This is a genomic window from Saccharospirillum sp. (genome assembly GCF_040881935.1).
In the GTDB taxonomy this organism is placed as follows: Bacteria; Pseudomonadota; Gammaproteobacteria; order Pseudomonadales; family Natronospirillaceae; genus Saccharospirillum.
In genome coordinates, this window is record NZ_JBBECH010000096.1 from 1 (window position 1) to 12,679 (window position 12,679).

Annotated in this window: 11 protein-coding genes and 4 tRNA genes; all 15 read left to right on the forward strand. The window is 55.7% G+C overall.

Annotated features, from left to right (window positions below; all coding sequences use genetic code 11):
• Positions 1-105: 105 nt before the first annotated feature.
• A complete protein-coding gene (locus tag WEB54_RS17610) occupies positions 106-1,071 on the forward strand; it encodes a biotin--[acetyl-CoA-carboxylase] ligase (RefSeq protein WP_368056578.1) in 966 nt (321 codons plus the stop codon).
• 66 nt (positions 1,072-1,137) lie between these two features.
• On the forward strand, positions 1,138-1,881 hold the full coding sequence (locus tag WEB54_RS17615; protein ID WP_368056576.1) for a type III pantothenate kinase: 744 nt from the start codon (positions 1,138-1,140) through the stop codon (positions 1,879-1,881).
• The gene (locus WEB54_RS17620; RefSeq protein WP_368056575.1) at positions 1,878-2,534 is read left to right on the forward strand and encodes a hypothetical protein; all 657 of its coding nucleotides are present in this window, start codon (positions 1,878-1,880) and stop codon (positions 2,532-2,534) included. The genes WEB54_RS17615 and WEB54_RS17620 overlap by 4 nt, the downstream gene beginning before the upstream one ends.
• A 216-nt stretch (positions 2,535-2,750) precedes the next feature.
• Positions 2,751-2,835: transfer RNA gene (locus WEB54_RS17625), tRNA-Tyr, on the forward strand.
• Positions 2,836-2,857: 22 nt separating this feature from the next.
• Positions 2,858-2,931: transfer RNA gene (locus tag WEB54_RS17630), tRNA-Gly, on the forward strand.
• Positions 2,932-2,989: 58 nt separating this feature from the next.
• A tRNA-Thr gene (locus tag WEB54_RS17635) sits at positions 2,990-3,064 on the forward strand.
• Positions 3,065-3,164: 100 nt separating this feature from the next.
• A complete protein-coding gene (gene tuf / locus WEB54_RS17640; RefSeq protein ID WP_368056561.1) occupies positions 3,165-4,361 on the forward strand; it encodes an elongation factor Tu in 1,197 nt (398 codons plus the stop codon).
• 304 nt (positions 4,362-4,665) lie between these two features.
• Positions 4,666-4,741 (forward strand) — tRNA-Trp (locus WEB54_RS17645).
• A 78-nt stretch (positions 4,742-4,819) separates the two neighbouring features.
• Positions 4,820-5,188, forward strand: coding sequence for a preprotein translocase subunit SecE (gene secE / locus WEB54_RS17650; RefSeq protein ID WP_368056574.1), 369 nt, complete (start codon positions 4,820-4,822; stop codon positions 5,186-5,188).
• Positions 5,189-5,198: 10 nt separating this feature from the next.
• Positions 5,199-5,735 carry a transcription termination/antitermination protein NusG gene (gene nusG / locus WEB54_RS17655; protein ID WP_368056572.1) on the forward strand — a complete coding sequence of 179 codons (537 nt, stop codon included), beginning with the start codon at positions 5,199-5,201 and terminating at the stop codon, positions 5,733-5,735.
• Between the two features lie 107 nt (positions 5,736-5,842).
• Positions 5,843-6,277, forward strand: a complete 435-nt coding sequence (gene rplK, locus WEB54_RS17660; RefSeq protein WP_368056570.1) for a 50S ribosomal protein L11 — start codon at positions 5,843-5,845, stop codon at positions 6,275-6,277.
• Positions 6,277-6,972 carry a 50S ribosomal protein L1 gene (gene rplA, locus WEB54_RS17665; RefSeq protein WP_028671305.1) on the forward strand — a complete coding sequence of 232 codons (696 nt, stop codon included), beginning with the start codon at positions 6,277-6,279 and terminating at the stop codon, positions 6,970-6,972. The genes rplK and rplA overlap by 1 nt, the downstream gene beginning before the upstream one ends.
• A gap of 296 nt (positions 6,973-7,268) precedes the next feature.
• Positions 7,269-7,799, forward strand: coding sequence for a 50S ribosomal protein L10 (gene rplJ, locus WEB54_RS17670; RefSeq protein WP_368056568.1), 531 nt, complete (start codon positions 7,269-7,271; stop codon positions 7,797-7,799).
• A gap of 51 nt (positions 7,800-7,850) precedes the next feature.
• Positions 7,851-8,225 carry a 50S ribosomal protein L7/L12 gene (gene rplL / locus WEB54_RS17675; protein WP_368056567.1) on the forward strand — a complete coding sequence of 125 codons (375 nt, stop codon included), beginning with the start codon at positions 7,851-7,853 and terminating at the stop codon, positions 8,223-8,225.
• 319 nt (positions 8,226-8,544) lie between these two features.
• Positions 8,545-12,627: a DNA-directed RNA polymerase subunit beta gene (gene rpoB / locus WEB54_RS17680; protein ID WP_368056859.1), complete on the forward strand. Its 4,083-nt coding sequence runs from the start codon at positions 8,545-8,547 to the stop codon at positions 12,625-12,627.
• Positions 12,628-12,679: the final 52 nt, after the last annotated feature.

A 12,679-nucleotide genomic window follows, 5' to 3' on the forward strand; every position in this document is an offset into this window, starting at 1 on the left:
TGCGGTTCGCTCTGGGCCGTGGCCTTAAATTTCCCTATGATGTGCACTGACCGGGCAAGGCCTGCCCGTTACCCGTCCCGTTATCGCCAAGGTTGCCCTGACTGCATGAAAAGCCTGTACCGACTATTGCCGTTATTGTCCCACCAGCATTTCACCTCCGGTCAGATGCTGGCCATCGAGCTTGGTGTAACGCGGCCGACGGTGTCCAACTGGGTGGCTGAGCTGGTGGCGCAAGGTGTGGATGTGTATTCGGTTAAGGGACGCGGCTATCGTTTGGCGGAACCGGTGAGTCTGCTGGACCGGGAGCGAATACTGTCGCTCCTGTCCCCGGAGGTCACGCGACGCCTGTCGGTACTCGATATCCGCACCGATGTTGATTCCACCAATGCCTGGGTGCTGGCACAGCCGCCTGCACCGGGGCGCTGGTCGGTCTGCACGGCTGACTATCAGCATCAGGGTCGGGGTCGGCGGGGTCGTGCCTGGCAGAGCCCCCCTGCCAGCAGTGTGATGGTCTCGGCAGCCGTGCGGGAATCACTGACCGGCGATTCGCTCTACGCGGCCAGCCTGGTGGTGGGCGTGGCCGTAGTGCGGGCGATTCGTCAGGTAACGACATTGTCGGTTGCGCTAAAATGGCCTAACGATATCTACTATGAGGGGCGCAAGCTCGGTGGTGTGTTGTGTGAACTTCAGGGCAACCTCCTGGATCAGCCAGTGCTGGTTATCGGTATTGGTTTGAATGTGAACGCAGCACCGCCGGGGCTGGACCGTGAGGTCGGATGCCTGCGGCAAATCGCCGGCCATTTTATTGACCGGAATGAGTTGCTGGCCGCGCTATTAAATGAACTGCAGGACGTTTTGGCCGACCTAAGCCGTCCGGCAGGCCTGGCAACGCTGCTGCAGGCGTGGTCTGGTCACGATTGTTTGCTTAACCGCCCGGTAACGTTGGTGCAAGGCGGTCAGCGTGAAGCGGTGGTCGCCCGGGGTATAGATGCACAGGGTCAGTTAATGGTTGATGACGAGCTGGGACAGCGACGCACCGTCAACGGCGGTGAGGTGTCGGTACTATGGTAGGGCTTGAAACAAGGGTGGGGCATACAGCAGAAGCAAGGCCTGGGCCGCTGCAGAGGGGCGATCACTATGCCCAGTGCTAACCCAGCATTCCCTGAAGCGGACGTCCTGTTCCTTGATTGCGGAAACAGCCGGTGCAAGTACCGGCTAGGCGAGCAGTCGGGATTCTGGCTGGACCTCGAAACGGCATTGGCGGCCATTGACCAATGGCAACCGGCTCAGGTGTTGATCGCTACGGTTTCCGCGTTCGGCGCCCGGTTGCAGTCGGCACTGGAGGCCAAAGGTCGACATAAAGTCAGCATGATGGCGGTGCGCAACGGCTGGCATGGCGTTCAGATCGCCTACCCGGATCCGGCCTGCTATGGCATTGATCGCTGGCTAACACTGATCGCGGTGCGCAGCTGGCAGCAGAACGTGGTGATTGTGGATGCCGGTACTGCTTTGACCATAGATGCGCTGGATGCCGCAGGGCATCATGGCGGCGGCTATATCGTGCCCGGGCTGGCGCTGATGCGCCGTGCCCTGGTAAATGATACATTCTCGCTGCCGGATGTAGCGGCGAGCCAGAGTAAGGCGCCGGGGCACAATACCGTCGATGCCATTGCCAACGGCGCGGTGCTGACACTCAGTGCGGCGGTGACGGCTGCCGTCACCGAGTTTGGACTGACACCTTGCCGCCTGGTCTGGACCGGAGGTGATGCGCCCGTACTGGCCAGTCTCACTCATCCTCCCGGGGAGCAGATGTCAGATCTGGTCATCGCCGGCATGAAACAACTTTATAAAGACGCGGCTTACATGGAATCACTGGGATGAAGTGGATTATTTTAACGCTGCTGCTGCTGAATCTGGCTCTGGGTGGGTATCAGTATTGGCAGACGACTCAGCCTCATGTTCAGGAGCCTGAGCCCTCGGTTGCACAGATGAATAATCTGGCCATTAACGAAGCGACTCGGACCCGGCTGGCGGAGCTGGAGCGAACCGAGGTCGCTGAACCGGTGGTTGAACCGCTGCAATGCGTCCGCATTAGTGGTATTGCGGCTGAAGATCAGGCCGATATCATCCAGTCCCGACTGCGGGCGCTGGAGGTCGATTCTGCGAAAACTACACAGGAAGAGGTTCTCCGTTCCGATTACTGGGTTGTTATCGGTCCCTTTGATACCGACCAGCAAGGCCGCAATCGGCTGACGCAGTTGCAGGCAGACGATGTAGAGAGCTTTTTGATTAACCAGGGTCGTCTGGCGGGTGGTATTTCGCTGGGGCTGTTCTCGTCGGACAATAACGCCAGGACACGCGTGGCCGAATTAGCCAGGCAGAATATAGGCGCGCGCGTCGAGCGGGTCGACCGGACCCGTCTGGTGTGGGTGTTGACGGTGGCGGCGGAGTCAGCCCGGCTGATTTCCAATTCAGCGCTGGAGTCGATTGTTGCTGCATTTGAAGGGGCTTCGTTTCAACGCTTCCGGTGCTAACAGGCCTGCGCCAAGCACTTTGACATCAAACGGTGGTGCAAAACGCCTGACGAACAGTTGCATTTCATGCGCATAATCAATATTATGCGCGCCTCCTTGTTAGGCAAGGCGGGTTTTATCCGGTTTCATGTTGTCTAAGTGCTTGTTCTGATTGAGAAAAATTTAGCGATCAGAGTTGACACCTTGGTATGCTTCATGCAAACTTTCGCCCGGTTTGGAGGGGTTCCCGAGTGGCCAAAGGGAGCAGACTGTAAATCTGCCGCTTTATGCTTCGATGGTTCGAATCCGTCCCCCTCCACCATTTTCCTCCTTCCGGAGGCTGTGCGGGTATGGTTCAACGGTAGAACCTCAGCCTTCCAAGCTGATGATGCGGGTTCGATTCCCGCTACCCGCTCCAGATAGTGTTGTTGAAGGTGAGCCTTTGGGTTTTATCTTCTGCTCTGTCTGATGCGTTCGCTCGCGTAGCTCAGTGGTAGAGCACTCCATTGGTAATGGAGAGGTCATGAGTTCAAATCTCATCGTGAGCACCATATTTGTAGCCGGCGTTTTGGCTGGCTGAGTGAATCGGAAGGCAGGCACTTAACAGTGGCTGCCTTTTGCTTATGTGAATCCAGGTGAGAGGCTGGGACTATGTCTAAAGCTACTTTTGAACGTACCAAGCCGCACGTAAACGTCGGCACCATCGGTCACGTTGACCACGGTAAAACTACTTTGACTGCGGCGCTGACGCGCGTCTGTCACGAAGTGTGGGGCACAGGCGCCTCTGTCGCGTTTGACGGCATCGACAACGCTCCGGAAGAGCGCGAGCGTGGTATCACCATCGCCACCTCTCACGTTGAATACGATTCACCGGCACGCCACTATGCACACGTAGACTGCCCGGGCCACGCTGACTATGTGAAGAACATGATCACCGGTGCGGCTCAGATGGACGGCGCTATTCTGGTGTGTTCAGCCGCTGACGGCCCGATGCCGCAAACGCGTGAGCACATCCTGCTGTCGCGTCAGGTTGGCGTACCCTTCATCGTTGTGTTCCTGAACAAGGCCGATATGGTCGACGACGAAGAGTTGCTGGAACTGGTTGAGATGGAAGTGCGTGATTTGCTGTCCATGTATGACTTCCCGGGCGACGACACGCCGATCATCACCGGCTCTGCGCTGATGGCGCTGGAAGGCAAAGACGACAACGAGATGGGCACAACCGCTGTTAAGAAGCTGGTTGAGGCGCTGGATAGCTACATTCCGGAGCCGGAGCGTGCGATTGACCAGCCGTTCCTGATGCCGATCGAAGACGTGTTCTCAATCTCCGGCCGCGGTACCGTTGTAACCGGTCGTGTTGAGCGTGGCATCGTCAAGTCAGGTGAAGAAGTGGAAGTGATTGGTATTCACGACACCACCAAGACGGTTGTGACCGGTGTTGAAATGTTCCGCAAGCTGCTCGACGAAGGTCGTGCCGGTGAGAACATTGGCGCGCTGCTGCGTGGCACCAAGCGTGACGACATTGAGCGTGGTCAGGTACTGGCCAAGCCGGGTTCAATCACGCCGCACACCACCTTCGAAGCCGAAGTGTATGTTCTGAGCAAAGACGAAGGTGGTCGTCACACGCCGTTCTTCAAGGGCTACCGTCCGCAGTTCTACTTCCGCACCACCGACGTAACCGGTGCCTGTGAACTGCCGGAAGGCGTAGAGATGGTGATGCCAGGCGATAACGTCAAGATGGACGTCACTCTGATCGCCCCGATCGCGATGGACGAAGGTCTGCGTTTCGCGATTCGTGAAGGCGGCCGTACCGTTGGTGCGGGTGTTGTAGCGAAGATCATCAAGTAAAGACGAGCTTTGAGCTGAGAGTTGTGAGCTGTTAGTAACGGCTCATCGCTAACAGCTGCAAGGCGCCCCTGGCGCCTTGCAAGTCCTGCCGCCGGAGCTCTGTTTCCGGCAATAAATCCGCTTTGCCATTATGGTGGGTCGGTGTGTTTAGGGAGTTTGGGTAGTTTCGATCGCTGTTGGAGGTGTGTCGGGGCTGGTCGGATGGAAGCGGTGCCTCAGGGTTCGTTCGTTTCTTGAAAAAAGCCACCTAAGTGCTTGAAACTGCGCGGTAGTTAGCATAGAATCCGCCGCCCAGTTGCTTTACAGGCCAGTAGTTCAATTGGTAGAGCACCGGTCTCCAAAACCGGGGGTTGTGGGTTCGAGTCCCTCCTGGCCTGCCATTAAAGCGCCCAAGATTCACAGTTGCAGTGCTGGGCAGATGCAGCACTGAATTTATCCAGAGTTAAGGTGTCCACCGCATGAACGCTCAGGTTGAGTCGAATAATACCGCCCTAGATTGGATCAAGTGGATCGTCGTCGCACTGCTTATGATTGCGGTTATCGGTGGTAATTTCTATTTTGGCGACCAGTCCATGCTGGTTCGCGCGTTGGCGGTTGTGTTTGTATCCCTGATCGCCATCGGAATCGCGCTGACAACCGCGCGTGGCAAGTACATTAACCGGTTGCGCAAAGAAGCCTGGGTGGAAGTGCGCAAGGTAGTCTGGCCGACCCGGCAGGAAACGACTCAGACCAGTCTGGTTGTGATCGGTGTCGTGCTGGTAGTTGCTCTGATTCTTTGGGGTGTCGATTCTCTACTGGGATTGGTTGTGTCCCGGATTATTGGTTAAGGAGATCGGTATGGCCAAACGCTGGTTTGTTGTTCACGCGTACTCAGGTTATGAAAAGCGCGTTGCTGCCTCCTTGCAGGAGCAGGTTGAATTAAAAGGCATGCAGGATAAGTTTGGTGAAATTCTGGTGCCGACCGAGTCCGTCGTTGAAATGCGCGATGGCAAGAAGCGCAAGAGTGAGCGCAAGTTTTACCCGGGTTACGTCCTGGTCGAGATGGAAATGGACGACGATACCTGGCACCTGGTGAAAGAGATTCCCCGGGTGATGGGCTTTATCGGCGGTACGCCTGAGAAGCCAGCTCCGCTGACCAGTCGCGAAGCCGATGGTATTCTGCAGCGGGTTAAGGAAGGGGTCGATAAACCGACTCAGAAAACCATATACGAACCGGGCGAAGTGGTCCGGGTCAACGATGGTCCGTTTGCAGATTTCAACGGCACTGTCGAGAAAGTGAATTACGAGAAAAACCGGGTGCAGGTCTCGGTATCGATTTTCGGTCGGGCAACCCCGGTCGAGCTGGAGTTTACCCAGATCGAAAAAATGACCTGATATGCAGGCAGGCTGCATGCCCTGGGGTCGAAGCGGCTTCGGGGCTTTGTTGTCTGTATTGTTTGACGGGGAGCCTAGCGGCGTTACCACCCAAATGAGAGGTTATCATGGCCAAGAAAGTTAATGCTTATATCAAGCTGCAAGTAAAGGCAGGTCAAGCCAACCCGAGTCCCCCGGTAGGTCCGGCTCTGGGTCAGCATGGCGTGAACATCATGGAATTCTGTAAGGCGTTCAACGCCGAGACCCAGAGCGTTGAGCCAGGTCTGCCGATCCCTGTTGTTATTACCGTATACAGTGACCGCAGCTTCACCTTTGTCACCAAGACTCCGCCTGCTGCGGTTCTGCTGAAAAAAGCAGCTGGCATCAAGAGCGGTTCAGGTCGTCCCAACACTGAGAAAGTCGGTACTGTTACCCGTGCTCAGCTGGAAGAGATTGCCACCACCAAGGATCCCGACCTGACAGCAGCCGATATGGATGCAGCGGTTCGTACGATTGCGGGTTCTGCCCGTAGCATGGGTCTGAATGTAGAGGGTGTTGAGTAATGGCTAAGCTGAGCAAGCGCGCCAAAGTCGCGCGCGAAAAAGTTGACGCAACCAAGGTATACAGCATCGAAGACGCTGTTGCTCTGTTGAAAGAACTGTCAACCGTTAAATTCGCAGAGTCTGTCGATCTGTCTGTTAACCTCGGCATTGACGCTCGTAAATCGGACCAGAACGTTCGTGGCTCTACCGTACTGCCAAACGGCACCGGTAAAGACGTGCGTATCGCGGTATTTGCCCAGGGCGCCAACGCTGAAGCAGCCAAGGAAGCCGGTGCCGATGTCGTCGGTATGGAAGATCTGGCCGAGCAAATCAAGGGCGGCGATCTGAACTTTGGTGTTGTAATCGCCTCTCCGGATGCGATGCGTGTTGTTGGTCAGCTGGGTCAGGTGCTGGGTCCTCGCGGTCTGATGCCAAACCCGAAAGTGGGTACGGTAACGCCAGACGTCGCGACTGCGGTCAAGAACGCCAAAGCGGGTCAGGCACGGTTCCGTACTGACAAAAACGGCATCATCCACGCTTGCATCGGCAAGGTGGCGTTTGAGCCGAACGCGATTAAAGAAAACGCAGAAGCCATTATTGCTGACCTGAAAAGGTTGAAGCCGTCTTCTGCCAAAGGTGTGTATCTGAAGAAGATTTCTGTGTCATCGACCATGGGTCCTGGCATTGCGATCGATCAGAGCTCACTGGTGATCTGATTTAAGTCGCTGCCTTTAGATAGAGGGGCGGCGCAACAGGACTTTGGGGTTCTCGCGGGTGTTACTCGCGGGAATTGTCAAAGACCGTAGGTGGGTTCGGGGTTGAGGTTTTATGAATCGTTGACGCCCGGTTCCCTTAATGTCCTACGCAGACGGTGGACCCCGATTCGGTTTTTATTGGGCTGGATCCTACCACCGTTGATCCCGAGAGGGGTCAAAACACAGGGTCTTCGGACCTTCGATGGTGACAGGCTCATTTGAGTCTGGCTAAGCCAGAAAATAGTAGGAGAAAGATTGTGGCGCTGAATCTCGAAGACAAGAAAGCCATTGTCACCGAGGTGAATGCAGTTGCTGCCAACGCTCTGTCTCTGGTGATCGCGGATGCCCGCGGTGTAACCGTTTCAGATATGGACAACCTGCGTAAGCAGGCCCGTGAGCAGAAAATCTTCGTACGTGTGGTCAAGAACTCTCTGGCCAAACGTGCGTTTGAAGGTACTGAATTCGAAGCGGCTCATTCCGCTTTGGTCGGTCCGACTCTGCTGGCCTTCTCGATGGAAGACCCGGGTGCTGCCGCTCGTCTTTTCAAAGATTTTGCGAAAAATGTTGAAAAGTTCGAAGTGAAATCGCTGGCCGTTGGTGGTGAACTGATGGGTGCGGACCAAATTGATCGTCTGGCGAACTTGCCGACGCGTCACGAAGCTCTGGGAATGCTGGCCAACGTTACGTTGGCACCGGTTACCAAGCTGGCGCGTACGCTCAACGAGGTACCATCCTCTATCACCCGTGTTATGGCGGCTGTTGCCGACAAGAAAAAAGAAGCTGCGTAATCGTTACGCAACTTGTTTGAACATTTTTGAGAATTTTTGGAGATTAGTAACATGGCACTGTCCAACGAAGATATCTTGAACGCCATTGCTGACATGTCTGTAATGGACGTTGTGGCTCTGGTTGAAGCAATGGAAGAGAAGTTTGGCGTTTCTGCCCAGGCTGCTGTTGCTGTTGCTGCCGGTCCGGCTGCTGCGGGTGAAGTCGCTGAAGAACAAACTGAATTCGACGTGATTCTGACTTCTGCTGGTGAGAAGAAAGTAAACGTGATCAAGGTTGTTCGTGAAATTACCGGTCTTGGCCTGAAAGAAGCCAAAGGTCTGGTCGACGGCGCTCCTGCTGCAGTTAAAGAAGCTGCCAGCAAAGACGAAGTTGAGCAGATCAAAGCCAAGCTGGAAGAAGCTGGCGCAACCGTGGAAGTTAAGTAACTTCGATGGTTCTGGATTGCGATTAGGCAATTCAGTCGAATTGGCTGGCGGCCATTGGCCGTCGGCCTTTTCGTGTCTCAGAAGCAAAAGTTTCTGAGCACCCCGATTAAGTAAGGCGGATTGACCGCATCGATCCGTCAGGACGATGGCAAACGCCAGGGGCCTCCGATAAAGAGGAGGAGCGCAGGAAGCGACAGATTTCGGGATGATTGTTGACGTCTGGCAATCATCGCATTACCGAATGGCGGACAGCGGTCATCACCGACCCTGACCGTCAACCGCTCAGACCCACCGTTGGTGAACAAGCTGGGGATTGCTGATGGCATACTCTTACACCGAGAAAAAGCGTATCCGTAAGGATTTCAGCAAATTGAAGCCGGTGATGGACATCCCATACCTGCTGGCAATACAACTGGATTCCTACCGTAACTTTTTACAGGCCGATACCGATGCGGCCGAACGACAGGACAGTGGGCTGCATGCAGCTTTCAAGTCCGTATTTCCAATTGTCAGTTATTCTGGCAATGCCGCTTTAGAGTACGTCAGTTACAAGCTGGGCATCCCGGCCTTCGACGTAAAAGAATGCCAACTGCGTGGGGTGACCTATGCAGCACCGCTGCGGGTCAAAGTCCGGCTGATTATTTACGATAAAGAGTCGCCGAGCAAGGCCATCAAGGACATCAAAGAGCAGGAAGTCTACATGGGCGAGATGCCCCTGATGACTGAAAACGGTACCTTTATTGTAAACGGTACCGAGCGCGTTGTTGTGTCCCAGCTGCATCGTTCACCGGGTGTCTTTTTTGACCATGACAAGGGTAAGACCCACTCGTCCGGCAAGCTGCTCTATTCAGCCCGGGTGATTCCTTACCGTGGTTCCTGGCTCGACTTCGAGTTTGATCCAAAAGATCAGGTGTTTGTACGTATCGACCGCCGCCGCAAGTTGCCGGCGACGATTCTGCTGCGTGCCCTGGAATACACCAACCAGCAAATTCTGGACATGTTTTTTGAGCGGTCCGAGTTCAAGCTGAAGGGTGATAAGTTCGAGATGAAGATCGTGTCCGAGCGCCTGCGTGGCGAAACGGCTGCGTTTGAAATTAAGGACAAAGACGGTACCGTGCTCATCGAAGACGGTCGACGCATCACTGCGCGCCACATTCGTCAGTTGGAGAAGTCTGGCATCAACACCGTGGTTGTGCCTGATGAGTACCTGCTGGGCAAGGCACTGGCGACCGATCTGGTCGACCCGACCAGTGGCGAGATATTCGCTAACTGCAACGATGAAATCAGCCTTGAGATCATCGAGAAAGTTCGCGAACTGAAATTGAAGCAAGTGGATCTGTTGTACACCAACGATCTGGATTGCGGTCCCTATATTTCAGACACCTTGCGTAACGATCCGACCAGCACGCCGCTTGAAGCGCTGGTAGAAATCTACCGCATGATGCGTCCTGGCGAGCCACCGACGAAAGAGTCGGCCGAAACCTTGTTCCAGAACCTGTTCTTTAGCGGCGAGCGCTATGACCTGAGCGGCGTTGGGCGGATGAAGTTTAACCGTCGCCTGGGGCGTGAAGGTGAAGAAGGCGAAGGTACGCTGAGCAACGAAGATATTGTTGACGTACTGCGCACTCTGATCGAAATTCGCAACGGTTTTGGCACGGTGGATGACATTGACCACCTGGGTAACCGTCGCGTCCGGTCTGTTGGTGAGATGGCCGAGAACCAGTTCCGTGTAGGTTTGGTCCGTGTAGAGCGCGCTGTGCGCGAGCGATTGTCTATGGCTGAAAGCGAAGGCCTGATGCCGCAGGACCTGGTCAATGCCAAGCCGGTAGCGGCCGCGATCAAAGAATTCTTTGGTTCCAGCCAGCTGTCCCAGTTTATGGATCAGAACAATCCGCTGTCGGGTATTACCAACAAGCGTCGTGTATCGGCATTGGGCCCAGGTGGTTTGACCCGTGAACGCGCTGGCTTCGAAGTGCGCGACGTACACCCGACGCATTACGGCCGGGTATGCCCGATTGAGACGCCGGAAGGTCCGAACATTGGTCTGATCAACTCGCTGTCGACCTATGCCCGCACCAACAGCTACGGTTTCCTGGAAACACCTTACCGCCGCGTTGCAAACGGCAAGGTATCCAGTGATATCGTTTATTTGTCGGCGATTGACGAGGCCAAGCACACTATTGCCCAGGCCAACGTTCCGCTGGACGATAACGACAACATCGTCGGCGAGTTCGTTCAGGTGCGTCACCAGAACGAATTCACCATGGCGCCACTGGCCAATGTCGACATGATGGATGTATCACCGCGTCAGGTGGTCTCGGCGGCGGCAGCACTGGTGCCGTTCCTGGAGCACGATGACGCCAACCGCGCGTTGATGGGTTCCAACATGATGCGTCAGGCGGTGCCGACCCTGCGAGCTGACAAGCCGCTGGTAGGTACGGGAATTGAGCGCAGCGTGGCGATCGACTCCGGCGTCTGTGTAACGGCCAAGCGTGGCGGTTATGTTGAGTACGTCGACGCATCGCGCATCGTGATCAAGGTTACTGAAGATGAAATCCAGGGCGGCGATGCCGGCGTGGATATCTACAACCTGACCAAGTACACGCGTTCCAACCAGAACACCTGTATCAACCAGCGCTCCATTGTCCATCAGGGCGAGTCGATAGCGCGCGGTGATGTTCTGGCCGACGGTCCTTCCGTCGATATGGGTGAGCTGGCATTGGGCCAGAACATGCGCATCGCCTTTATGCCCTGGAACGGTTACAACTTCGAAGACTCCATTCTGGTGTCGGAGAAGGTGGTTCAGGAAGATCGTTTTACCACCATCCACATTCAGGAACTGACCTGTATCGCCCGCGATACCAAGTTGGGTGCTGAAGAGATCACCGCCGACATCCCGAACGTGGGCGAGTCTGCTTTGAACAAGCTGGATGAGTCCGGTGTGGTGTACATCGGTGCCGAAGTTGGCCCGGGTGACATTCTGGTGGGTAAGGTCACGCCGAAGAGCGAGACCCAGCTGACGCCGGAAGAAAAACTGTTGCGCGCCATCTTTGGCGAAAAAGCATCGGATGTAAAAGACACCTCGCTGCGCGTTAAAGGCGGCATGGTCGGTACCGTTATCGACGTACAGGTGTTCACCCGTGACGGTGTCGAGCGCGATCAGCGTTCCAAAGACATCGAGCGGATGGCACTGGCCGAGTTCCGCAAGGACTTGAACGCCGAGTACCGCATCGTCGAAGACACTGTCTTTGAACGGATGCAGGCCAACCTGGTAGGTCAGACCGTTGCCGGTGGTCCGTCGCTGAAGAAAGGGGATACCCTGACTGAAGCTTACCTGGCCGAGCTGCCGCGTGAAGACTGGTTCAAACTGCGTCTGCAGGACGAGGCCCTGGCAGAAATGCTGGAGAAAGCCGAAGCCCAGCTGAAAGAACGCAAAGACGACCAGGATGCACGTTTTGAAGACAAGAAGCGTAAGTTGCAGAGCGGAGACGATCTGCAGCCGGGCGTGCTGAAAGTCGTCAAATGCTACGTCGCGGTCAAGCGCAAGATCCAGCCCGGTGACAAGATGGCCGGTCGGCACGGTAACAAGGGTGTGATCTCTGTGATCATGCCGGTGGAAGACATGCCGTTTGACGATCAGGGCGAGCCGATTGATGTGGTGCTAAACCCCTTGGGCGTACCGTCGCGGATGAACGTAGGTCAGATTCTGGAAACGCACATGGGTGCGGCCGCCAAGGGTCTGGGCAAGCGCATCAACGATATGGTTCGTGACCAGAAAGCCGTCAGCGAGATTCGCGGCTTCCTGGATGAGGTCTACAATAAGTCCGGCCGGGGTATCCGCAAGGAAACCCTGGAGGACTTCTCCGATACGGAAATCCTCGAACTGGCGAAAAATGTCAGCGGCGGCGTACCTATCGCGACGCCCGTGTTCGACGGTGCCAAAGAGGAAGAAATCAAAGAGTTGCTGCGTCTGGCAGGTTTGGATGACAGCGGCCAGATTCAACTCTGGGACGGTCGTACCGGTGAGGCTTTTGAAAACAGGACCACCGTCGGTTACATGTACATGTTGAAGTTGAACCACCTGGTCGATGACAAGATGCACGCCCGTTCGACTGGTTCCTATAGCCTGGTTACCCAGCAGCCGCTGGGTGGTAAGGCGCAGTTCGGTGGTCAGCGCTTCGGTGAGATGGAAGTGTGGGCCCTGGAGGCGTACGGCGCCGCCTATACCCTGCAGGAAATGCTGACGGTGAAATCGGACGATGTGGCTGGTCGGACCAAGATGTACAAGAACATCGTGGACGGCGACCATCGGATGGAACCGGGCATGCCGGAATCCTTTAACGTACTGGTTAAAGAGATCCGCTCGCTGGGCATCGATATGGAACTGGAAAACGAAGAGTAAGGTCGGGCGGGCCGGGCAACCGGCACGTGCCTGACGACGGTTGGGCGGCCGT